The organism is Streptomyces sp. NPDC023157 (genome assembly GCF_055560575.1).
This window is the reverse complement of record NZ_JBVHIL010000004.1, coordinates 494,467-515,841: the sequence shown is the minus strand read 5'-3', so window position 1 is coordinate 515,841 and position 21,375 is coordinate 494,467. Positions and strand designations below refer to the sequence as shown.

21 protein-coding genes and 1 pseudogene are annotated in these 21,375 nt (G+C 70.3%); 16 read left to right on the top strand and 6 right to left on the bottom strand.

The window, feature by feature from the left end; translation table 11 throughout:
• Nucleotides 1-4: 4 nt before the first annotated feature.
• Nucleotides 5-208: a cold-shock protein gene (locus tag ACZ3ZE_RS17415; protein WP_046908818.1), complete on the bottom strand. Its 204-nt coding sequence runs from the start codon at nt 206-208 to the stop codon at nt 5-7.
• A gap of 295 nt (nt 209-503) precedes the next feature.
• Between ACZ3ZE_RS17415 and ACZ3ZE_RS17410 the strand changes: the two genes are divergently transcribed.
• The gene (locus ACZ3ZE_RS17410; protein WP_361165693.1) at nt 504-1,373 is read left to right on the top strand and encodes a menaquinone biosynthetic enzyme MqnA/MqnD family protein; all 870 of its coding nucleotides are present in this window, start codon (nt 504-506) and stop codon (nt 1,371-1,373) included.
• Between the two features lie 4 nt (nt 1,374-1,377).
• Here the strand turns inward: ACZ3ZE_RS17410 and ACZ3ZE_RS17405 are convergent, their stop codons facing one another.
• The gene (locus ACZ3ZE_RS17405) at nt 1,378-2,463 is read right to left on the bottom strand and encodes an alpha/beta hydrolase (protein ID WP_361165696.1); all 1,086 of its coding nucleotides are present in this window, start codon (nt 2,461-2,463) and stop codon (nt 1,378-1,380) included.
• A 180-nt stretch (nt 2,464-2,643) separates the two neighbouring features.
• Here ACZ3ZE_RS17405 and mqnC point away from each other — a divergent pair, with 180 nt between their 5' ends.
• The 3 genes from mqnC to ACZ3ZE_RS17390 all read left to right on the top strand — a co-directional run bounded on the left by mqnC (nt 2,644) and on the right by ACZ3ZE_RS17390 (nt 5,253).
• Nucleotides 2,644-3,843 carry a cyclic dehypoxanthinyl futalosine synthase gene (gene mqnC / locus ACZ3ZE_RS17400; RefSeq protein WP_361165699.1) on the top strand — a complete coding sequence of 400 codons (1,200 nt, stop codon included), beginning with the start codon at nt 2,644-2,646 and terminating at the stop codon, nt 3,841-3,843.
• A gap of 11 nt (nt 3,844-3,854) precedes the next feature.
• Nucleotides 3,855-4,454 carry a hypothetical protein gene (locus ACZ3ZE_RS17395; protein ID WP_361165702.1) on the top strand — a complete coding sequence of 200 codons (600 nt, stop codon included), beginning with the start codon at nt 3,855-3,857 and terminating at the stop codon, nt 4,452-4,454.
• A gap of 103 nt (nt 4,455-4,557) precedes the next feature.
• Nucleotides 4,558-5,253: a demethylmenaquinone methyltransferase gene (locus ACZ3ZE_RS17390; RefSeq protein WP_361165705.1), complete on the top strand. Its 696-nt coding sequence runs from the start codon at nt 4,558-4,560 to the stop codon at nt 5,251-5,253.
• A 22-nt stretch (nt 5,254-5,275) separates the two neighbouring features.
• Here the strand turns inward: ACZ3ZE_RS17390 and ACZ3ZE_RS17385 are convergent, their stop codons facing one another.
• Together ACZ3ZE_RS17385 and ACZ3ZE_RS17380 are read right to left on the bottom strand one after the other, a co-directional pair.
• A complete protein-coding gene (locus ACZ3ZE_RS17385) occupies nt 5,276-6,763 on the bottom strand; it encodes a phosphodiester glycosidase family protein (protein WP_361621296.1) in 1,488 nt (495 codons plus the stop codon).
• Nucleotides 6,760-7,476 (bottom strand): peptidase inhibitor family I36 protein, encoded by a 717-nt coding sequence (locus tag ACZ3ZE_RS17380; RefSeq protein ID WP_467259591.1) that lies wholly within the window; start codon nt 7,474-7,476, stop codon nt 6,760-6,762. Before ACZ3ZE_RS17380 ends, ACZ3ZE_RS17385 begins: the two co-directional genes overlap by 4 nt.
• Nucleotides 7,477-7,612: 136 nt before the next feature.
• Between ACZ3ZE_RS17380 and ACZ3ZE_RS17375 the strand changes: the two genes are divergently transcribed.
• The gene (locus ACZ3ZE_RS17375; protein WP_361165714.1) at nt 7,613-8,899 is read left to right on the top strand and encodes a geranylgeranyl reductase family protein; all 1,287 of its coding nucleotides are present in this window, start codon (nt 7,613-7,615) and stop codon (nt 8,897-8,899) included.
• On the opposite strand, the pseudogene ACZ3ZE_RS17370 reads toward ACZ3ZE_RS17375, so the two are convergent.
• Together ACZ3ZE_RS17370 and ACZ3ZE_RS17365 are read right to left on the bottom strand one after the other, a co-directional pair.
• A pseudogene (locus tag ACZ3ZE_RS17370) lies at nt 8,865-9,152 on the bottom strand (helix-turn-helix domain-containing protein); the annotation flags it as partial. The gene ACZ3ZE_RS17375 and the pseudogene ACZ3ZE_RS17370 overlap by 35 nt on opposite strands.
• A 114-nt stretch (nt 9,153-9,266) precedes the next feature.
• Complete coding sequence (locus tag ACZ3ZE_RS17365; protein WP_361165717.1) at nt 9,267-10,103, bottom strand: C40 family peptidase; 837 nt, start codon at nt 10,101-10,103, stop codon at nt 9,267-9,269.
• A 671-nt stretch (nt 10,104-10,774) separates the two neighbouring features.
• On the opposite strand from ACZ3ZE_RS17365, the gene ACZ3ZE_RS17360 reads away from it, so the two are divergent.
• The 11 genes from ACZ3ZE_RS17360 to nuoK are packed head-to-tail and all read left to right on the top strand — an operon-like array spanning nt 10,775 to nt 21,365.
• Nucleotides 10,775-11,134, top strand: a complete 360-nt coding sequence (locus ACZ3ZE_RS17360) for an NADH-quinone oxidoreductase subunit A (RefSeq protein ID WP_019888619.1) — start codon at nt 10,775-10,777, stop codon at nt 11,132-11,134.
• A 17-nt stretch (nt 11,135-11,151) separates the two neighbouring features.
• Nucleotides 11,152-11,706, top strand: coding sequence for a NuoB/complex I 20 kDa subunit family protein (locus ACZ3ZE_RS17355; RefSeq protein ID WP_132912204.1), 555 nt, complete (start codon nt 11,152-11,154; stop codon nt 11,704-11,706).
• Complete coding sequence (locus ACZ3ZE_RS17350) at nt 11,703-12,434, top strand: NADH-quinone oxidoreductase subunit C (protein ID WP_361165721.1); 732 nt, start codon at nt 11,703-11,705, stop codon at nt 12,432-12,434. The genes ACZ3ZE_RS17355 and ACZ3ZE_RS17350 overlap by 4 nt, the downstream gene beginning before the upstream one ends.
• The gene (locus ACZ3ZE_RS17345) at nt 12,431-13,753 is read left to right on the top strand and encodes an NADH-quinone oxidoreductase subunit D (RefSeq protein ID WP_361165724.1); all 1,323 of its coding nucleotides are present in this window, start codon (nt 12,431-12,433) and stop codon (nt 13,751-13,753) included. The genes ACZ3ZE_RS17350 and ACZ3ZE_RS17345 overlap by 4 nt, the downstream gene beginning before the upstream one ends.
• Nucleotides 13,750-14,493 carry an NADH-quinone oxidoreductase subunit NuoE gene (gene nuoE, locus ACZ3ZE_RS17340; protein WP_361165727.1) on the top strand — a complete coding sequence of 248 codons (744 nt, stop codon included), beginning with the start codon at nt 13,750-13,752 and terminating at the stop codon, nt 14,491-14,493. Before ACZ3ZE_RS17345 ends, nuoE begins: the two co-directional genes overlap by 4 nt.
• Nucleotides 14,493-15,842, top strand: coding sequence for an NADH-quinone oxidoreductase subunit NuoF (gene nuoF / locus ACZ3ZE_RS17335; RefSeq protein WP_361165730.1), 1,350 nt, complete (start codon nt 14,493-14,495; stop codon nt 15,840-15,842). The genes nuoE and nuoF overlap by 1 nt, the downstream gene beginning before the upstream one ends.
• Nucleotides 15,839-18,319, top strand: coding sequence for an NADH-quinone oxidoreductase subunit G (locus ACZ3ZE_RS17330; protein WP_467259590.1), 2,481 nt, complete (start codon nt 15,839-15,841; stop codon nt 18,317-18,319). The genes nuoF and ACZ3ZE_RS17330 overlap by 4 nt, the downstream gene beginning before the upstream one ends.
• Nucleotides 18,316-19,680: an NADH-quinone oxidoreductase subunit NuoH gene (gene nuoH / locus ACZ3ZE_RS17325; RefSeq protein WP_361165736.1), complete on the top strand. Its 1,365-nt coding sequence runs from the start codon at nt 18,316-18,318 to the stop codon at nt 19,678-19,680. Before ACZ3ZE_RS17330 ends, nuoH begins: the two co-directional genes overlap by 4 nt.
• On the top strand, nt 19,673-20,251 hold the full coding sequence (gene nuoI, locus ACZ3ZE_RS17320) for an NADH-quinone oxidoreductase subunit NuoI (RefSeq protein WP_361165739.1): 579 nt from the start codon (nt 19,673-19,675) through the stop codon (nt 20,249-20,251). The genes nuoH and nuoI overlap by 8 nt, the downstream gene beginning before the upstream one ends.
• Nucleotides 20,248-21,069: an NADH-quinone oxidoreductase subunit J gene (locus ACZ3ZE_RS17315; protein WP_361165742.1), complete on the top strand. Its 822-nt coding sequence runs from the start codon at nt 20,248-20,250 to the stop codon at nt 21,067-21,069. The genes nuoI and ACZ3ZE_RS17315 overlap by 4 nt, the downstream gene beginning before the upstream one ends.
• Nucleotides 21,066-21,365, top strand: coding sequence for an NADH-quinone oxidoreductase subunit NuoK (nuoK, locus tag ACZ3ZE_RS17310; protein ID WP_046908839.1), 300 nt, complete (start codon nt 21,066-21,068; stop codon nt 21,363-21,365). The genes ACZ3ZE_RS17315 and nuoK overlap by 4 nt, the downstream gene beginning before the upstream one ends.
• The last annotated feature ends 10 nt before the right edge of the window (nt 21,366-21,375 follow it).

Below are 21,375 nucleotides of genomic sequence, written 5' to 3'. Positions count from 1 at the left end.
TCACTTAGACCGGGGTGACGTTCTCCGCCTGCGGACCCTTCGGGCCCTGCGTGACGTCGAAGTTCACCTGCTGGTTCTCCTCAAGGGAGCGGAAGCCAGAGGCATTGATCGCGGAGTAGTGGACGAAGACATCCGGGCCGCCGCCTTCCTGGGCAATGAAGCCAAAGCCCTTTTCAGCGTTGAACCACTTCACGGTTCCGGTAGCCATGAGCCCTCCTATGGGCCAAAGGGTCGCCCTGCTCCAGAACCTGCAACCAAGTCTGAAAACTACAAAAGCCTGCGGGTTACATGCTCCGCAGGCTCTGTACTGCAAGGGAAACCAAACTGCAACTTGCGTTGAGCGTAGCACGCAGCGTGGTCAGAGCGGTAGAGGGAAAGATCACGTCACCCTCATGTTTGACGCGCTTCTGATGTGCTGACGCGGAGGCCCTCCCGAGTTCGGACGGATGTCCGATGCGTGCCCCGGCGACGTCCACCGTACGAGACGGGGCTAGCCTCGCGATGTGGACAATGCAACCGATGACCACCAGCGCAGCCGGCCCCGTGTCGGGCACATCCAGTTCCTGAACTGCCTGCCCCTCTACTGGGGCCTGGCGCGTACCGGAACGCTCCTCGATCTGGAGCTGACGAAGGACTCCCCGGAGAAGCTCAGCGAGCAGCTGGTGCGGGGCGACCTCGACATCGGCCCGATCACCCTCGTCGAGTACCTCCGCAACGCGGACGACCTGGTCGCCCTGCCGGACATCGCCGTCGGCTGCGACGGGCCCGTCATGTCCTGCGTGATCGTCTCGCAGCGGCCCCTGGACCAGCTGGACGGGGCGCGGGTGGCGCTCGGCTCCACCTCGCGCACCTCCGTGCGCCTGGCGCAGCTGCTGCTCGCCGAGCGGTACGGGGTGCGGCCGGACTACTACACGTGCCCGCCCGACCTCGGCCTGATGATGCAGGAGGCGGACGCGGCCGTACTGATCGGCGACGCCGCGCTGCGGGCCTCCCTGCACGAGGCGCCGCGGCTCGGGCTCCAGGTCCATGACCTGGGGCTGATGTGGAAGGACTGGACGGGGCTGCCGTTCGTCTTCGCCGTGTGGGCGGCCCGCAAGGACTTCCTGGCCCGCGAGCCGGAGACCGTCCACGACGTGCACCGGGCGTTCCTGGCCTCGCGCGACCTCTCTCTTGAGGAGGTCGCGAAGGTGGCGGAGCAGGCGGCCCGCTGGGAGGCCTTCGACGCGGAGCTCCTGGAGCGGTACTTCCGGACGCTCGACTTCCGCTTCGGGCCGGAGCAGCTCGCCGGGGTGCGCGAGTTCGCCCGCAGGACCGGCCCGACGACCGGTTTCCCCGCGGACGTACGCGTGGAGCTGCTCGCGCCGGGCCGATAGCGCCCTACGACGAGGGGGCGGTGACGGGGCCCGCGATCGGGCCCTGCATCTGGCGGCTCAGCCAGGCGATCGAGCCCTCGTCCATGCCCCGGATGTAGCTCAGCGCGTTGTGCCCGCCGTTCTGGATGATCTCCAGGTGGGACTTGACCGGGCCCTTCGTGTACTGCTTGATGAAGGCCTTCACGTGCGGGGAGAGCCGGGTCTCCTTGGTGCCCAGCTGGAACGCCAGGAAGAGCTGGTTCTCCTTGGTGTCCGGCTTCCGGCCGAGCGCCGCGGCGAGCCGGCCCGGGTCGTTCGCCCGCCGCTCCCGCTCGTGCCCCTTCCACAGCGGGGAGTCCGGGATCAGGTCCGGCCCCGAGGCGATGACGCCCTTGAACTTGTCCGGCTTCTGGAGCACCGACTTCAGGCCCACGAAGCCGCCCGAGGACGAGCCCATGAACGCCCAGCCGTCCCGCGACTTGAAGGTGCGGAAATTCGCCCGCACGAAGTCCGGCACGTCCTCGGTCAGCCAGGTCCCCATTCGCGGCTGGCCCGGGATATCGCTGCCGTCGTAATAGTGCTTGTCGTCCGGGTTGAGGACGGGCATCACCACGATGAACGGCAGGCTCTTTCCCTCCTCGGACCAGCGGGCGATGCTCGACTGGAGTTTGAGGTCGGTGCCCATCCAGTAATTCGTCGGATAGCCGACGCCGCCGGGCAGCGAGATGAGGACCGGAAAGCCGCTGTTCGCGTACTTCGGGTCGAAATACTGCTTCGGCGCCCACACCCACACCTTGCCGGTGAATCCGGACTTCGCGCCCTGGAGTTCCGTGACACCGATCTTCGTGCCGTCCTCGACGGTGTTCGCGTCGGTGAACTCCGCCTTCGGCCCGGTGGGGAAGACGGTCACGGGGCCGTGGTCCCCCTTCGTCCCGCCGTTCTTCCCGCCCGGCGTGTGCGCGGCGGCCTGCTGGGGCCGGCCGTTCCTCGGCGTGTCGAAGGAGACCGGGTCGCCCTGGTCCGACGAGCAGCCGGCGACCGCGCCCAGCGTCGTTCCGAGGGCGAGGGCGGCCGCGAGGCTGCGGTGGAGGCGGCGGCGTCGAGCTGTCATGGCGGGGTCTCCGAGTGCGTTTCGGGTCATACGGCGGATTCCGGAAGAGGAGAGGGATCCCGCGCCCGATCGGTTGGCTCGGGACCGGTACGAATCCGGCCGGAGGTGCTGGCGTAGGCTGGCTCGGTCCGTCCAGTACGCGCCCGCCCGCGGGTACGCAGCCTCCGAAAGGGACACCCGGTGACCGAGAAGGCCGCACTCCAGTCCGTTCTCGACCGTGCCGCCGCCGGTGGCCGGATCACCCCCGAGGAGGCGCTCGACCTGTACCGCTCGGCGCCGCTGCACGCCCTCGGTGCCGCCGCCGACGCCGTGCGCCGCCGCCGCTACGCGGGGACCGAGCACATCGCGACGTACATCATCGAGCGCAACATCAACTACACGAACGTCTGTGTGACGGCGTGCAAGTTCTGCGCGTTCTACGCCGCCCCGAAGGACACCAAGAAGGGCTGGACCCGCGACCTCGACGACATCCTGCGCCGCTGCGCGGAGACCGTGGAGCTCGGCGGCACCCAGATCATGTTCCAGGGCGGCCACCACCCCGACTTCGGCGTCGAGTACTACGAGAAGCACTTCGCCGCGATCAAGGCCGAGTACCCGCAGCTGGTCATCCACTCCCTCGGCGCCTCCGAGGTCGAGCACATGGCCCGCATCTCCGGCGTCTCCGTCGAGGAGGCCATCACCCGCATCCACGCGGCCGGCCTGGACTCCTTCGCCGGCGCCGGCGCCGAGCTGCTCCCGGAGCGCCCCCGCAAGGCCATCGCCCCGCTGAAGGAGAGCGGCGAGCGCTGGCTGGAGATCATGGGGATCGCCCACGGGCTGGGCGTCGAGTCGACCTCCACGATGCTCATGGGCACCGGCGAGACCAACGCCGAGCGCATCGAGCACCTGCGGATGATCCGCGACCTCCAGGACCGCACGGGCGGCTTCCGCGCCTTCATCCCCTACACGTACCAGCCCGAGAACAACCACCTGAAGGGCCGCACCCAGGCGACCCTCTTCGAGTACCTGCGCATGATCTCCATCGCGCGCCTCTTCCTCGACAACGTGGCGCACATCCAGGGCTCGTGGCTCACCACGGGCAAGGAGATCGGCCAGCTCACCCTGCACTACGGCGCCGACGACCTCGGCTCGATCATGCTGGAGGAGAACGTCGTCTCCTCCGCCGGCGCCAAGCACCGCTCCAACCTGCGCGAGATGATCGACATGATCCGCACCGCGGACCGCGTCCCCGCGCAGCGCTCGACCACCTACGAGCACCTGGTCGTCCACGACGACCCGGCGAACGACCCGGTCGACGAGCGCGTGGCCTCCCACATCTCGTCCATCGCGATCGAGGGCGGCACGGCCCACCCCGAGCTGAAGCTCCTCGACGCCCACTGAGAACGGCACCGATGCTGACGCTGCACGCCGCCGACGCCTCGCCCGAGTTCGCCGTCCTCGTCGACGGCCCGCTCGTCGCGGCCGTCGGCCCGTACGAGGAACTCGCCGACGCCAACCAGGACGCCCGGCTGCGCCGCTGGCCCGGCATCCTCACCCCCGGGCTGCTCAACCCGTACGGCCCCGAGCTGCTCGAAGCGACCTACCACCCGGACCCGCGCGAGGCCGACACCTTCGGCACCGAGCCGATCATGGGCGAGCGGGCGCACGAGATCTTCGAGGCGAACCCCGCCCGCCGGGGCGCCTCCGCGCGCCGCGGGGTGCAGCGGCTCCTCGCGCACGGCGTGGTCGCCGTCGGCGGGGAGCTGCGCGGCCGGGCCGCGCAGGACGCGGTGCGCCGCGCCGGGCTCGCGGTGGGGCAGCGCCCGCCCAACCTGCCGGGACCGCCGTCCCTGACGCCGGCGCCGCTGGTGATGCTGCCGCTGCTCGCGCCGGGCGGCCCCGCCCGCTTCGCCGTCTTCGACGTGCCCGACCGGGCGGCGCTCGTGCGCCAGGGCCCCGCGACCTGCGTGGCCACCATCATCGCCGGCCGTCTGGTCTACCGGGCCCGCTGACCGTCGTGGCCGCCGTCCCCTGCGACAATGCGGGCGTAACGTCGGCCCCTCGGACCGCCGTACGAACCAAGCCCGCAGTACGAACCAAGTGAGGCGAACGCCAGTGACCCGCGCCACCCTGGACAAGCAGCCGCACGAAGTCGCCTCGATGTTCGACGACGTGGCGGCGAACTACGACCTCACCAACGACGTCCTCTCGCTCGGCCAGGACCGGCGCTGGCGCAAGGAGGTCGCCAAGGCGGTCGACGCGCGGCCCGCGCAGAAGATCCTCGACCTGGCCGCCGGCACCGCGACCTCCTCGCAGCCGTTCGCGCGCGCCGGGGCGTACGTCGTGCCCTGCGACTTCTCCCTGGGGATGCTGCGGGTCGGCAAGAACAACCACCCGTGGATGCCGTTCACCGCGGGCGACGGCACGAAGCTGCCGTTCCGCGACGACGTCTTCGACGCCGTCACCATCTCCTTCGGGCTGCGCAACATCCAGGACACCGACCAGGCGCTGCGCGAGCTGTACCGGGTGACGAAGCCCGGCGGCCGGGTCGTCATCTGCGAGTTCTCGCACGCCACCTGGAAGCCGTTCCGCACGGTGTACGAGGAGTACCTGATGCGCGCGCTGCCGCCGGTGGCGCGAGCCGTCTCCTCCAACCCCGACGCGTACGTCTACCTGGCCGAGTCCATCCAGTCCTGGCCCGACCAGCCGACCCTCGCGGGCCTGATGCGGAAGGCCGGCTGGTCCAAGGTGGCCTGGCGGAACCTGACCGGCGGGATCGTGGCGATGCACCGCGGGTTCAAGCAGGCGTAGCGGCCGTAACGGCGTCCCCGGGCTACTTCTTGTACATGCCGTAGCCGCTGATCCCCGCGTACACGGCGTCGGAGACGGGCCGGTGCACGTACACGCCGTTCACCCGGTCCGTCGGCGGAGTGCGCACCGTGGTGGCGCCGGTGGTGTCGGCGGTGATCAGGGTCGCCGAGCCGCCGCCGTCGAGGTTGAGCGCGTCGATCAGGCCGAGCTCCGCGGAGTCCAGGAGCTCCCCGAAGGAGTGCAGCCAGGCGCCGTCCTCGTGGGTGGTGGTGTTGGTCGCCTGGGGCTGTCCGGTCAGGGTGACGAGGACCGTGTGGCCGCGCACGTTCGTGCCGAGGGCCACCCGCGAGTCGGTGCAGATCGGGGTGCCGTCGACGCCGGTGTCCGTGTCGCCGCAGGTGTCGGGCAGTTCGGCCGGGATGTCGCCGTTGCGCAGGAGCTGGTGGAAGGAGCTCACGACGTCGACCGACGGGTCCAGCGGGACCGGACGGTTGAACCGGGTGTCGGTCAGCTTCTGGGAGACCTGCAGCGTGGTGTTCGGCAGGGCGTGGTCGCGCAGCCACGTGGCGCCGGTGCCGACGCCCTGCAGGATGCGGCCGCCGGAGGGCACCCTGACCTGGACGGTGTTGCCCTTGCCGCCGCCGCGGCTCGCGCGGGCGGCCGTCACCTTGCCCGTGGAGTCGAGGACGACCTCGAAGCCCTCGTCGTCGTCCGTGGTGACGTACGGGTCGAGGCCGGGCTTGGGCACCGGGTACTTGTAGTCGGAGGTGAACAGGACGATCTCGTCGGGGTCGACGTAGACGCCCTTCTGACCGCCGACCTGGTCCACGGGGAGGAGCTTGTCCTCCTTGTCACGGCCGCAGCCGCGGGCGCGGCCCGGGTCCCGGTTGATGTCGTCGAGGGTCACGGGGAGGGACCCGTCGGACGCGGTCAGGCTGAGATCCGTGCGCAGCTTGGTGATGTACGGGACGCCGTACTGGATCACGGCGCCCGACGTGCCCTGCCCGCCGCCCCAGCAGCTGGAGCCGTGCAGGACGCCGTCGGTGACCGAGACGCCCATGTGCTGGAGGGTCACGGGCCCGGCGGCCGCCAGGTCCGGGTGCGGGGTCTCCGACTTGAACAGGCTGCCGTTGACGCCCGCCACAGGGTGCCTTGCCGGGGCCGTCGGGCTGACCGCGGCGAGCTGTTCGGCGACCGTCTCGGCCAGGCCGTCGCCTGTGCCGACGGTGCTCTGCAGGTCGAGCGGGGCGGCGGTGGGGTCGATCTCGACGACCTGGAGGAGCCGGGGTCTGCTCCGGTTCTCCAGGGGCGCCTTCTCGGTCCAGTTGGTGACCGTGACGCCGGCGGGAAGCCCGGCGGCGCCCGGCACCGGGGACTGCTCCCAGTGGGCGGCGAGCGGGCTCTGCACCACGTCCACCGCGGTGGAGGCGGGGGCGTTCGAGGTGGTCAGCGCGAGGGTCGCGGTGAGGGCGGCGGCGACGGCGAGGGCCGGGCGCAGGGGCGTGGTCACTGGCACTCCGAGGTTCCGTTGACGAGTTCGTGGGAGCGGAACGTGCCCGTGAAGGGTGAGGGGACGGTGACGCTCTGGCCGCGCAGCACGACGTAGGCGCCGTACGCGCCCCCGTCCCACGTGCCGGTGTAGTCGGGGTTCGGGTAGAAGCAGAGGTGCTTGGCCGTCCGGTTGAACACGGAGACGGGGGCGACCTCGGGGCCGTAGCTGTTGCCGTGGTTCTGGGTCGCGGCGTCGGTTGCCGGGGCGTGGACGGTCATCGCGCCGCGCCCGTTGCGCTCGGCGAAGGTGCAGACCTGGCCGTCCTGGCAGCGCTCGTAGCCGGTGAAGCACAGGGCGCGGGTGGGCACCAGCTTGTACGAGCCGACGACCCAGCGGGTGCCGTCGGTGACGTACTCGTCGCCGTTGGCCGGCTTGATGGTCTGGAGGCCGCCGCCGTACTCGGGCTTGCCGTACATGCAGGCCCACATGCCGGTGTTGTTCTTCACGGACAGGATGGTGCCGGCGTCCCGCTCGGCCTTGGCGCCTTCGGCGACGTCCACGCGGGTGCCGGTTCCCCCGCTGCCGTCGTAGAGACAGAACTGTCCGGCCGGGCAGTCGGGGAAGTCCGCGGCGTCGGCCTTCCCGGTCTGGACGAGGAACGCCGAACAGAGCAGGGCGAGGAGGGCCGCGAGCAGCGTGCCTCTCCGTATGTGTGTGCGAGTAAGGGTCACGGGAGGTGATCTTGCACCAACGCGAGGTGACCGCGCACCGGAGGTGGCCCTTCGGACGGTCCCGGACGCGCCCCCCATAGACTGCCCCGGTACGTCCGTACCGTCCCCTACCGTCGAGTCTTCGGGAGAATCCGCCGTGACCGAGCAGCCCCTCTCCGAGCACAGCGCAGACGTGATCGTCGTCGGGGCGGGCCCGGCCGGCTCGACCACCGCGTACTACCTCGCCAAGGCCGGACTCGACGTCCTGCTCCTGGAGAAGACCGCGTTCCCGCGCGAGAAGGTCTGCGGCGACGGCCTCACCCCGCGCGCGACCAAGCAGCTCGTCGCCATGGGCATCGACATCTCCGAAGAGGCCGGCTGGCTCCGCAACAAGGGCCTGCGGATCATCGGCGGCGGCGTCCGGCTCCAGCTCGACTGGCCCGACCTCGCCTCCTACCCGGACTACGGACTCGTCCGCAAGCGCGACGACTTCGACGAACAGCTCGCCCGCCAGGCCCAGAAGGCCGGCGCCCGGCTCTACGAGCGCTGCAACGTCGGCGCCCCGATCATCGACGACCGCACCGGCCGGATCACCGGCGTCCACGCCAAGCTGGGCGAGGAGAAGCGCGAGGTCACCTTCCACGCCCCGCTGGTCGTCGCCGCCGACGGCAACTCCACCCGGCTGTCCCTCGCGATGGGCCTGCACCGGCGCGAGGACCGCCCGATGGGCGTCGCCGTGCGCACGTACTTCACGAGCCCGCGGCACGAGGACGACTACCTGGAGTCCTGGCTGGAGCTGTGGGACCGGCGCGGCGCGCAGGACCGGCTGCTGCCCGGCTACGGCTGGATCTTCGGCATGGGCGACGGCACCTCCAACGTCGGCCTCGGCATCCTCGACTCCTCCTCCGCCTTCAAGGAGCTCGACTGGCGCGAGGTCCTCAAGGCCTGGTGCGCCTCGATGCCCGAGGACTGGGGCTTCACCCCGGACAACATGACCACCCCCATCCGCGGCGCCGCCCTGCCGATGGCCTTCAACCGCCAGCCGCACTACACCAAGGGTCTGCTGCTCGTCGGCGACGCCGGCGGTCTCGTCAACCCGTTCAACGGCGAGGGCATCGCGTACGCCATGGAGTCCGGCCAGATCGCGGCCGACGTCATCGTCCAGGCGCACGCCCGGGCCACCCCCGCCCAGCGCGAACTGGCCCTGCACAACTACCCGAAGATCCTCAAGGACACCTACGGCGGCTACTACACGCTGGGCCGTGCCTTCGTGAAGCTCATCGGCAACCCGAAGATCATGAAGATCGCGACCCAGCGCGGCCTGAGCCACCCGCTCCTGATGAAGTTCACCCTGAAGATGCTGGCCAACCTCACCGACCCGACCGGCGGCGACGCGATGGACCGCATCATCAACGGGCTCTCGAAGGTGGCCCCGAAGGCGTGAACGAGCGCCGGTAGACGGTCGGGGAGACCCCGACCGTCCGGGTGAAATGGCGGCGCAGGTTCGCCGCCGAACCCAGGCCGCTCTCCTCGCCCACCCGCTCCACCGGCAGATCCGTCGCCTCCAGGAGCGTCTGCGCGCGCACCACCCGCTGCTCCAGGAGCCACTGGAGCGGGGTGGTGCCGTGCACCTCCCGCACCCGGCGGTGGAAGGTGCGCGCGCTCATCCGCGCCCGGCGCGCCAGCTGGTCCACCGAGGCGTCGGGCCCCTCCGGACGGCCCTCGGCCACCTCGGCCGGATCTCGCCGGACAGGCCGAAGGGCCGTCGCTCCCCCGAGGAGTGACGGCCCTTCACGCGTGTGGGGGTGCGATCAGAGGATGCGCACGGCGCCGGACGGGGTGTCCCAGTCGAGGGAGCGCTCGACGACACCGGTCGACGGGTTCTGCGCGCCGACGTACATGCCGCCGCCGACGTAGATGGCGACGTGGTACGAGCCGCTGCGGCTGCCCCAGTACAGGATGTCGCCCGGCTGGAGGTTGCTCAGCGAGACGGAGGTGCCGCGGCTCGACTGGTCGCCGGAGATGCGGGGCAGGTCGATGCCGGCCTGGCGGTAGGCGGCCTGGACGAGGCCCGAGCAGTCCCACGAGTTGGGGCCGGTGCCGCCCATGACGTAGGCGTCGCCGATCTGGGCGCGGGCGAAGGCCACGATCGCGGCGGCGGAGCCGGTGGCGACCTGCGTGCTGCCGCTGGAGGAGCGGCTGCTGACGGCGTCGGAGGAGCCGGAGGACGACTTCGCGGAGAGCTGGGTGCGCGTCGCGGTGCGGGAGGCGCGCTCCTCGGCCTCGGCGCGGGCCTTCTCGGCCTTCTCCGCCTCGGCCTTGCGGTCGGCCTCGGCCTTGGCCTTCTTGGCCTGGGCGGCGGCCTTCTTGAGGGCGGCGTCCTCCTGAGCGGCGAGGCTCTGGTCGAGGGCCTCCTGCTGGGTCGCCTCGGCGGAGGCGGAGACAGCGCTGGCGAGGTCGGCGTCGAGGGAGCCCAGGGTGGGCATCTCGAGGGTCGTCTCGGTCACCGTCTCGGCGTTCGCCGGGGCAGCGGCGCCGGCCACCGCGAGGGTGCTGAAGACGCCACCGGCAACTCCGGCGCGGAACGCCATTTTGGAGCCGCTGCGGCGGGGCTTCCGGTGGCTGGGTATGTGAGCGGTGTGGGACATGGGTACAACCGCTATCAGGGCTTCACGGTTCCCTTCAAGAAACGTGGGTTGCGCCACAGTTACGTTCGGAACCTTTGAATCCGCCTCCCTGGCGCCCTTATTGACGCCGTAACGGGCAAAACGGGCATGACTCAATCGGGCCTTGATCATGTGTTTTCAATGAAAAGTCCGAATTGCCCGTCACCTACCACCTCTTCACCTCGATGGCCAAGCCCCGTTCTTCCCGGCCGGTTCTTGACGTGACGCAGGTCACATCCCGGCTCGTGAACGCGCGCACACGTCCACCGCGGTACGCCGGACCCCCCGACCGGGCGACGGGCGGTTCCTTTATCACTCGTACGCGTCTCGCTGCCAATTTGCTTGTACCGCCCAACTCTTGATAGAGCGCCACCCCCTCCGACCAGCGGTGACCGGTCCGGATGTCACATCTGGTGATCACCTGGGCGCTTCGAGTGGCAAGATCACCGCTCATCCGACTTCATGATCCTTCGTCAGGTGGTGGAGATCACAAAGTCGTTGGCGTACCCCGTGTCGCAGATCACAGAGGGGCGGGCTTAAGATGCGGGACAGTCGGGCTTGTGAACTGCCTCACATGGGAGCGATCTTCCGTGTCGAGTCGCGGCCCGACCGTGCGGTCCAACGGTCAAGGACGACTGGAAGGAGCGAGGAGCGTGAATGCGTACGCGCCCGTCCTCGTGCTCGGTGCCCTGGGTGCGGGGTTTGCGATCTTCTCCGTGGTCATGGCCACGCTAATCGGGCCAAAGCGGTACAACAGGGCAAAACTTGAGGCCTACGAGTGCGGCATCGAACCGACGCCCACTCCGGCCGGAGGCGGCCGCTTCCCGATCAAGTACTACCTGACGGCGATGCTCTTCATCGTCTTCGACATCGAGATCGTCTTCCTCTACCCCTGGGCCGTCACCTTCGACGCCCTGGGGCTTTTCGGGCTCGTGGAGATGCTGCTCTTCGTGCTCACCGTCTTCGTCGCCTACGCCTACGTGTGGCGGCGCGGCGGCCTGGAATGGGACTGAGGGGCTGAGGAGCACCCATGGGACTCGAAGAGAAGCTGCCCAGCGGTTTTCTGCTGACGACCGTCGAACAGGCCGCGGGCTGGGTCCGGAAGGCCTCCGTCTTCCCCGCGACCTTCGGCCTCGCCTGCTGCGCCATCGAGATGATGACGACCGGAGCCGGGCGTTACGACCTGGCCCGCTTCGGCATGGAGGTCTTCCGCGGCTCCCCGCGCCAGGCCGATCTGATGATCGTGGCCGGCCGCGTCAGCCAGAAGATGGCGCCCGTCCTGCGGCAGGTCTACGACCAGATGCCGAACCCCAAGTGGGTCATCTCCATGGGGGTTTGCGCGTCTTCGGGCGGAATGTTCAACAATTACGCAATTGTGCAGGGCGTTGACCACATTGTTCCGGTTGACATCTATTTGCCGGGTTGCCCGCCGCGCCCGGAGATGCTGGTGGACGCGATCCTCAAGCTCCACCAGAAGATCCAGAGCTCCAAGCTGGGCGTGAACGCCCAGGAAGCGGCCCGCGAGGCGGAGGAGGCGGCGCTCAAGGCGCTGCCCACGATCGAGATGAAGGGTCTGCTCCGGTGAGCGACGAGACACCCAATCCCGAGAAGGAGCTCAGCGAGCAGAACCTCCCGGGACAGCGCGGCGAGCACGGGGAGGAGGTCCGCGTCCAGCGCGGCATGTTCGGCGCGAACAACGGCGGCGACACCTCCGGCTACGGCGGCCTGGTGCGCTCGGTGCGCCTGCCCGGACCGGCCTCCCGCCCGTACGGCGGCTGGTTCGACGAGGTCGCCGACGAGCTGGAGGGCGCCCTGGAGGAGCAGGGCCTGCTCCCCGCGAACGCCATCGAGAGGACGGTCGTCGACCGCGGCGAGCTGACCTTCCACATCGAGCGCGAACACCTGGTCCGGGTCGCCCGCACCCTGCGCGACGACCCCGCCCTGCGCTTCGAGCTGTGCACCGGCGTCTCCGGCGTCCACTACCCCGGCGACAAGGGCCGCGAGCTGCACGCCGTCTACCACCTGCGCTCGCTCACCCACGGCCGGCTGCTGCGCCTGGAGGTCTCGGCCCCCGAGGGCGACCCGCGCGTCCCGTCGCTGGTCGCGGTCTACCCGACCAACGACTGGCACGAGCGCGAGACGTACGACTTCTTCGGCATCGTCTTCGACGGCCACCCCGCCCTCACCCGGATCATGATGCCGGACGACTGGCCGGGCCACCCGCAGCGCAAGGACTACCCCCTCGGCGGCATCGCCGTCGAGTACAAGGGCGCCCAGATCCCGGCTCCGGACCAGCGGAGGTCGTACTCGTGAACACCCCCTCTGCCTCCCCCAGGGAGACCACCGAAGGGACCGTCTACACGGTCACCGGCGGCGACTGGGACGAGGTCGTCCAGTCCGCCGCCAAGGCCGACGACGAGCGCATCGTCGTCAACATGGGCCCCCAGCACCCGTCCACCCACGGCGTGCTCCGGCTCATCCTGGAGATCGACGGCGAGACCGTCACCGAGGCCCGCTGCGGCATCGGCTACCTCCACACCGGCATCGAGAAGAACCTCGAGTACCGGACCTGGACGCAGGGCACCACCTTCGTCACGCGCATGGACTACCTCACCTCGTTCTACAACGAGACGGCGTACTGCCTCGGCGTGGAGAAGCTGCTCGGCATCACCGACGACATCCCGGACCGGGCGAGCATCCTCCGGGTGCTCCTCATGGAGCTCAACCGGCTCTCCTCGCACCTGGTCTGCATCGCCACCGGCGGCATGGAGCTCGGCGCCACCACGATCATGATCTACGGCTTCCGGGACCGCGAACTGATCCTGGACCTGTACGAGCTGATCACCGGCCTGCGCATGAACCACGCGTTCATCCGCCCCGGCGGCCTCGCCCAGGACCTCCCGCCCGGCGCCGTCGACGCCGTCCGCGAGTTCGTGAAGACCATGAAGAAGAACCTGCCGGAGTACGACAAGCTGGCCACCGGCAACCCCATCTTCAAGGCCCGCATGCAGGACGTCGGCTACCTCGACCTCACCGGCTGCATGGCCCTCGGCGCCACCGGACCGATCCTGCGCTCCGCGGGCCTCCCGCACGACCTGCGCAAGACCGACCCGTACTGCGGCTACGAGAACTACGACTTCGAGGTCCCCACCGCCGACAGCTGCGACGCCTACGGGCGCTTCCTCGTCCGCCTGGAGGAGATGCGCCAGTCGCTGCGGATCGTCGAGCAGTGCCTGGACCGGCTGGAGCCCGGCCCGGTCATGGTCGGCGACAAGAAGATCGCCTGGCCCGCCCAGCTGGCCCTCGGCCCGGACGGACTCGGCAACTCCCTCGACCACATCAAGAAGATCATGGGCACCTCCATGGAGGCCCTGATCCACCACTTCAAGCTGGTCACCGAGGGCTTCCGGGTCCCCGCGGGACAGGCCTACGCGGCCGTCGAGTCGCCCAAGGGCGAACTCGGCGTGCACGTCGTCTCCGACGGCGGCACCCGCCCCTACCGGGTCCACTTCCGCGACCCGTCCTTCACCAACCTCCAGGCCATGGCCGCGATGTGCGAAGGCGGCCAGGTCGCCGACGTCATCGTCGCCGTCGCGTCCATCGACCCCGTGATGGGAGGCGTCGACCGATGACGGACGGACACACCAGTCTCGGGATGCCCCAACTGCCCGCGCCCGACTACCCCGCCGAGGTCCGCGCCCGGCTGGAGGAGGACGCGAAGGCGATCATCGACCGCTACCCGGGGTCCCGCTCCGCGCTCCTGCCGCTGCTGCACCTCGTGCAGGCGGAGGAGGGCCACGTCACCCGCACCGGCATGCGCTTCTGCGCCGAGACGCTCGGCCTGACCACCGCCGAGGTCACCGCGGTCGCCACCTTCTACACGATGTACCGGCGCAAGCCCTCGGGCGACTACCAGGTCGGCGTCTGCACCAACACGCTGTGCGCCGTCATGGGCGGCGACGCCATCTTCGAGGAGCTCAAGGAGCACCTCGGCGTCGGCAACGACGAGACCACCCCCGACGGCAAGGTCACCCTCGAACACATCGAGTGCAACGCGGCCTGCGACTTCGCGCCCGTCGTGATGGTCAACTGGGAGTTCTTCGACAACCAGACGCCCGACTCCGCCAAGGCCCTGGTCGACGACCTGCGGGCGGGGCGTCCCGTCGCCCCCACCCGCGGGGCGCCGCTGTGCACGTTCAAGGAGACCGCGCGGATCCTCGCGGGCTTCCCCGACGAGCGCGAGGGCGCCGTCGAGGCCACCGGCGGCGCGGGTCCCGCCTCGCTGGTCGGCCTGCGCCTGGCCAAGGGGGAGACCCCACAGCGCCGGATCGTCCACCCGCGTGGCGAGGCGGCCAGTGAGGAGGGGGAGTGATGACCTTGGCAGCCGAGATCAACAACAGCAGCCCCGAGAAGCTGCTGTCGCCCGTCCTGTCGGCGTTCTGGGACCAGCCCGAGTCCTGGACCCTGGACACCTACCGACGGCACGAGGGCTACGAGGGCCTGCGCAAGGCGCTCGCGATGTCGCCCGACGACCTCATCGCGTACGTCAAGGAGTCCGGTCTGCGCGGCCGCGGCGGCGCCGGCTTCCCCACCGGGATGAAGTGGCAGTTCATCCCGCAGGGCGACGGCAAGCCGCACTACCTCGTCGTCAACGCCGACGAGTCCGAGCCGGGCACCTGCAAGGACATCCCGCTGCTCTTCGCCAACCCGCACTCCCTCATCGAGGGAATGATCATCGCCTGCTACGCGATCCGCTCCGAGCACGCGTTCATCTATCTGCGCGGCGAGGTCGTGCCCGTCCTGCGCCGCCTGCACGAGGCGGTCCGCGAGGCGTACGAGGCCGGCTACCTCGGCCGGGACATCCTCGGCAGCGGCCTGAACCTCGACATCACCGTGCACGCCGGCGCCGGCGCGTACATCTGCGGCGAGGAGACCGCCCTGCTCGACTCGCTCGAAGGGCGCCGCGGCCAGCCCCGGCTGCGTCCCCCCTTCCCCGCGGTCGCCGGTCTGTACGCCTGCCCCACTGTGGTGAACAACGTCGAATCCATCGCCTCGGTTCCCGCGATCCTGAACAAGGGCAAGGACTGGTTCACCTCCATGGGGACCGAGAAGTCCCCCGGCTTCACGCTCTACTCGCTCAGCGGGCACGTCTCCTCGCCCGGCCAGTACGAGGCCCCGCTCGGCATCACCCTGCGCCAGCTCCTCGACATGAGCGGCGGGATGCGGCCCGGCCACCGGCTCAAGTTCTGGACCCCCGGCGGCTCCTCCACCCCGATGTTCACCGAGGAGCACCTCGACGTCCCGCTCGACTACGAGGGCGTCGGCGCCGCCGGATCCATGCTCGGCACCAAGGCGTTGCAGTGCTTCGACGAGACCACCTGCGTGGTGCGGGCCGTCACCCGCTGGACCGAGTTCTACGCCCACGAGTCCTGCGGCAAGTGCACCCCCTGCCGGGAGGGCACCTACTGGCTGGTCCAGCTGCTCCGTGACATCGAGGCGGGCAAGGGCGTCATGTCCGACCTCGACAAGCTCAACGACATCGCCGACAACATCAACGGTAAGTCGTTCTGCGCCCTCGGTGACGGCGCCGCCTCGCCGATCTTCTCCTCGCTGAAGTACTTCCGCGCCGAGTACGAGCAGCACATCACGGGCAAGGGCTGCCCCTTCGACCCCGCCAAGTCCACCGCCTGGGCGGACAAGCACCGGGAGGTGAACGCATGACAGTCACCACGTCAGCCCCCTCCGGGGGTGGTGCGGCGGTCCCGCCGGAGGACCTCGTCACGCTGACCATCGACGGCATCGAGATCTCCGTCCCCAAGGGGACCCTGGTGATCCGGGCCGCCGAGCAGCTCGGCATCGAGATCCCCCGCTTCTGCGACCACCCGCTCCTCGACCCGGCCGGCGCCTGCCGCCAGTGCATCGTCGAGGTCGAGGGCCAGCGCAAGCCCATGGCGTCCTGCACCATCACCTGCACCGACGGCATGGTCGTCCGCTCGCAGCTGACCTCGCCGGTCGCCGAGAAGGCCCAGCACGGCGTGATGGAGCTGCTGCTCATCAACCACCCGCTGGACTGCCCGGTCTGCGACAAGGGCGGCGAGTGCCCGCTGCAGAACCAGGCCATGTCCCACGGGCAGGCCGAGTCCCGTTTCGAGGGCAAGAAGCGGACGTACGAGAAGCCGGTCGCCATCTCCACCCAGGTGCTGCTCGACCGCGAGCGCTGCGTGCTCTGCGCCCGCTGCACCCGCTTCTCGAACCAGATCGCCGGCGACCCGATGATCGAACTGGTCGAGCGCGGCGCGCTCCAGCAGGTCGGCACCGGCGAGGGCGACCCCTTCGAGTCGTACTTCTCCGGCAACACCATCCAGATCTGCCCGGTCGGCGCGCTGACCTCGGCCGCCTACCGCTTCCGCTCCCGCCCCTTCGACCTCGTGTCGACGCCGAGCGTCTGCGAGCACTGCGCGGGCGGCTGCGCGACCCGCACCGACCACCGCCGCGGCAAGGTCATGCGGCGGCTCGCCGCCGAGGACCCCGAGGTCAACGAGGAGTGGGTCTGCGACAAGGGGCGGTTCGGCTTCCGGTACGCGCAGCAGCGTGACCGGCTGGCCACCCCGCTGGTCCGCGACCCCGAGACCGGCGTCCTGGAGGCGGCCTCCTGGCCCGAGGCGCTCGAAGCCGCGGCCCGCGGGCTCGTGCGCGGGCGCAGCGGCGTCCTGGCCGGCGGCCGGCTGACCGTCGAGGACGCCTACGCGTACGCCAAGTTCGCCCGGGTCGCCCTCGACACCAACGACGTCGACTTCCGGGCCCGCGTCCACTCCGGCGAGGAGGCCGACTTCCTCGCCTCCGCCGTCGCCGGACGGGGCCGCGACCTGGACGGTACGGGCGTCACGTACACCTCGCTCGAAGCCGCGCCCGCCGTGCTGCTCGTGGGTCTGGAGTCCGAGGAGGAGGCCCCCGGCATCTTCCTGCGGCTGCGCAAGGCCTGGAAGAAGAAGGGCCAGCGGACCTTCGCGGTCGCCGCGTTCGCCACCCGCGGGCTGGAGAAGACCGGCGGCACCCTGCTCGCCGCGGCCCCCGGCACCGAGACCGAGTGGCTCGACGCCCTCACCTCCCGGGTCGGGCTCTCCGCCGACGGCCTCGCCGCGGCCGAGGCGCTGCGCGAGGACGGTGCCGTCATCGCCGTCGGCGAGCGGCTCGCCGGGGTCCCCGGGGCGCTCACCGCCGCCCTGCGGGCCGCCACCGCCACCGGCGCGAAGCTGGTGTGGATCCCGCGCCGGGCCGGAGAGCGCGGCGCCGTCGAGGCGGGCGCCATCCCGGCGCTGCTGCCCGGCGGCCGGCCCGTGACCGACCCGCGCGCCCGGGAGGAGGTCGCCGAGGTGTGGGGCGTCCGCGAACTCCCGCACGGCTACGGCCGCGACACCGGCCAGATCGTCGAGGCCGCCGCCACCGGCGAACTCGGCGCGCTGCTCGTCGGCGGCGTCGACGTCGACGACCTGCCCGACCCGGCCCGCGCCCGCGAGGCCCTCGACGCGGCCTTCGTGGTCTCGCTGGAGCTGCGGCCCGGCGCGGTCACCGAGCGCGCCGACGTGATCCTGCCGGTCGCCGCGGTCGCCGAGAAGCCCGGCACCTTCCTCAACTGGGAAGGCCGCGCCCGGCTGTTCGAGGCCGCGCTGAAGCCGGAGCAGATGACCCGGACGCTGCCGCCCGCCGACGCCCGCGTGCTGCACATGCTGGCCGACGCCATGGACGTCCACCTGGCGCTGCCGGACCTGCGGTCCGTACGGCGCGAGCTGGACCGGCTCGGCGGCTGGACCGGCGACCGGGCCACCGAGCCCGCCGAGCCCGGCCAGTCCGCCGCCCGCCCGGGCGAAGGCGAGGCCGTTCTCGCCGGGCACCGGATGCTGCTCGACCTCGGGCGCCTCCAGGAGGGCGACACCGCGCTGGCCGGCACCCGGCACGCCGCCGTCGCCCGGCTCTCCGCCGCCACCGCCGCCGCCACCGGCGTCAAGGACGGCGACCTCCTCGAAGTCACCGGGCCCGCGGGCGCGGTCCGCTTCCCCCTCCAGGTCACCGAGATGCCCGACCGGGTGGTCTGGCTCCCGCTGAACTCGGCCGGCCACGGCGTCCTCGCCGGCACCGGCTCCCGCCCCGGCGACCTGGTCCGCCTCGGCCCGGCCACCCTCACGGAGGTGGAGGCATGAACACGCTGCTCGCCGCCGAAGACCTGTCGATGTTCGGGCACGACCCCTGGTGGCTCGTCCTCGTCAAGGCGGTCTTCTGCTTCGCCTTCCTGATGGTGACCGTGCTCTTCTCCATCGTGTGGGAGCGCAAGGTCGTCGCCTGGATGCAGCTGCGCATCGGCCCCAACCGGCACGGCCCCTGGGGCATGCTCCAGTCGCTCGCCGACGGCATCAAGCTGATGCTGAAGGAAGACCTGATCGTCAAGCGGGCCGACAAGGTCGTCTACGTCCTCGCCCCGGTCATCGCCGCCATCCCCGCCTTCATGGCGATCGCGGTGATCCCCTTCGGCCCGGCCGGCAACGAGGTCTCGATCTTCGGCCAGCGCACCACGATGCAGCTGACCGACCTGCCGATCGCGATGCTCTACATCCTCGCGGTCGCCTCCGTCGGCATCTACGGCATCGTCCTCGCCGGCTGGTCCTCCGGCTCCACGTACCCGCTGCTCGGCGGACTCCGCTCGGCGGCGCAGATGATCTCGTACGAGATCGCCATGGGCGCCGCGTTCGCCTCCGTCTTCCTCTACTCCGGGTCGATGTCGACCTCGACGATCGTGGAGGCGCAGGCCGACCGCTGGTACATCGTGCTGCTGCCGGTCTCCTTCATCATCTACATCGTCACCATGGTGGGTGAGACCAACCGCGCCCCCTTCGACATGCCGGAGTCCGAGGGCGACCTCGTCGGCGGCTTCAACACCGAGTACTCGTCGATCAAGTTCGCGCTCTTCATGCTCGCCGAGTACGTGAACATGGTGACCGTCTCGGCCGTCTCCGTGACCCTGTTCCTGGGCGGCTGGCGCGCCCCCTGGCCGATCTCCGGCTTCTGGGAGGGCGCCAACCACGGCTGGTGGCCGATGCTCTGGTTCGTCCTCAAGGTGCAGCTGCTGCTCTTCTTCTTCATCTGGCTGCGCGGCACGCTGCCCCGCGTCCGCTACGACCAGCTGATGAAGCTGGGCTGGAAGGTGCTCCTCCCGGTCTCCGTGGTCTGGCTGATGCTGGTCGCCACCGTCCGGGCGCTGCGCAACGAGAACTACGACTTCCAGACCATCGTGCTGTACGTCGCCGGGGCCGTCCTCGGAGTGCTGCTGCTCTCCTTCGTCTTCGACGTCTTCCGCGACAAGAAGGGCAAGGCGGAGGCGGAGGCGGAGGCCGCCGAGGGCGGCGCGTTCGACCCGATGGCGGGCGGCTTCCCCGTACCGCCCAAGCCGGGACAGTCCCTGCCGCCCGTGCCGCGCCGTCGGCCCCGCCACGAGCGGGAGCTGATCGCCAGTGGTGGCGCCGATACCGCTACCGCGACAGAGGGAAAGGAGACGGACGGTGTCTGATTTCCAGAATCCGGTGGCCGGCTTCGGCGTGACCTTCAAGGCCATGTTCAAGAAGCGGCTGACCGAGCAGTACCCGGAGCAGCAGAAGACGACGGCGCCCCGCTTCCACGGCCGGCACCAGCTCAACCGTCACCCCGACGGCCTGGAGAAGTGCGTCGGCTGCGAGCTGTGCGCCTGGGCCTGCCCCGCCGACGCCATCTACGTGGAGGGCGCCGACAACACCGAGGAGGAGCGCTACTCCCCGGGCGAGCGCTACGGCCGCGTCTACCAGATCAACTACGCCCGCTGCATCCTGTGCGGGCTGTGCATCGAGGCGTGCCCCACGCGCGCGCTGACGATGACCAACGAGTTCGAGCTGGCCGACTCCTCCCGCGAGAACCTGATCTACACCAAGGAGCAGCTGCTCGCGGGCCTCGACGACACCATGGTCGACACCCCGCACGCCATCTTCCCGGGCATGGACGAGCAGGACTACTACCGGGGCCTGGTCACCGAGGCCGCGCCCGGCACCGTCCAGCAGGTCGCCGTGTCCAAGGGCGAGAAGGGCGAGCCGGAGGGGGCGGACGCATGAGCGTGACACTCGCCGCCTACGCGACCTCCACGGGTGAGGCCCTCCAGTTCTGGGTGCTCGGCACGATCGCCGTCGTCGGCGCCCTGTGCACGATCCTCATGCGGCGGGCCGTGCACTCCGCGCTCTGCCTCGCCGGCACCATGATCATCCTGGCGGTCTTCTACCTCGCCAACGGCGCCTACTTCCTCGGCATCGTCCAGATCGTCGTCTACACCGGCGCGATCATGATGCTCTTCCTCTTCGTCGTCATGCTGGTCGGTGTCACCGCCGCGGACTCGCTGAAGGAGACCATCAAGGGGCAGCGCTGGTGGGCCGCCCTGTGCGGAGCCGGCTTCGGCGTCCTCCTGTTCGCCGGCATCGGCCACGCCTCGCTCACCGAGTTCAACGGCCTGGGCACCGCCAACACCGCCGCCGGCGGGAACGTCGAGGGCCTCGCCACCCTCATCTTCACCAAGTACGTGTTCGCCTTCGAGATCACCGGCGCGCTGCTCATCACCGCCGCCCTCGGCGCGATGGTCCTCACCCACCGCGAGCGCACCGAACGCGCCCGCACCCAGCGCGAGCTGGCCGAGCAGCGCGTGCGCGAGGGCAAGCACCTCCCGCCGCTGCCCGCCCCCGGCGTCTACGCCCGGCACAACGCGGTGGACATCGCGGGCCTGCTGCCGGACGGCACCCCGGCCGAGCTGAGCGTCATGCAGACCCTGCGCAAGCGGGGCCAGATCCGGGACGTGTCCAGCGAGGCGCTCGCCGACCTCAAGGCCCTCGAACAGCGCTCCGAGGAGCGGCTGGGCCGGGACGCAGAGGAGGCTTCGCGGTGAATCCCGTCAACTACCTGTATCTCTCCGCGCTGTTGTTCACCATCGGCGCGGTGGGCGTACTCATCCGGCGCAACGCGATCGTGCTCTTCATGTGCGTCGAGCTGATGCTCAACGCCTGCAACCTCGCGTTCGTCACCTTCTCCCGTATGCACGGCAACCTCGACGGCCAGATCATCGCCTTCTTCACGATGGTCGTGGCCGCCGCGGAGGTCGTCGTCGGACTCGCGATCATCGTGTCCGTCTTCCGTGCCCGCCATTCGGCCTCGGTCGACGACGCCAGCCTGATGAAGCTGTGAGGGGCTGACC

Bases quoted from the DNA above. Each gene is read 5' to 3' on its own strand.
- ACZ3ZE_RS17355 (WP_132912204.1), top strand. From the start codon at position 11,152: ATGGGACTCGAAGAGAAGCTGCCCAGCGGTTTTCTGCTGACGACCGTC.
- ACZ3ZE_RS17315 (WP_361165742.1), top strand. From the start codon at position 20,248: ATGAGCGTGACACTCGCCGCCTACGCGACCTCCACGGGTGAGGCCCTC.
- nuoH (WP_361165736.1), top strand. From the start codon at position 18,316: ATGAACACGCTGCTCGCCGCCGAAGACCTGTCGATGTTCGGGCACGAC.
- nuoF (WP_361165730.1), top strand. From the start codon at position 14,493: ATGACCTTGGCAGCCGAGATCAACAACAGCAGCCCCGAGAAGCTGCTG.
- nuoE (WP_361165727.1), top strand. From the start codon at position 13,750: ATGACGGACGGACACACCAGTCTCGGGATGCCCCAACTGCCCGCGCCC.
- ACZ3ZE_RS17405 (WP_361165696.1), bottom strand. From the start codon at position 2,463: ATGACAGCTCGACGCCGCCGCCTCCACCGCAGCCTCGCGGCCGCCCTC.
- ACZ3ZE_RS17330 (WP_467259590.1), top strand. From the start codon at position 15,839: ATGACAGTCACCACGTCAGCCCCCTCCGGGGGTGGTGCGGCGGTCCCG.
- ACZ3ZE_RS17395 (WP_361165702.1), top strand. From the start codon at position 3,855: ATGCTGACGCTGCACGCCGCCGACGCCTCGCCCGAGTTCGCCGTCCTC.
- ACZ3ZE_RS17365 (WP_361165717.1), bottom strand. From the start codon at position 10,103: ATGTCCCACACCGCTCACATACCCAGCCACCGGAAGCCCCGCCGCAGC.
- ACZ3ZE_RS17415 (WP_046908818.1), bottom strand. From the start codon at position 208: ATGGCTACCGGAACCGTGAAGTGGTTCAACGCTGAAAAGGGCTTTGGC.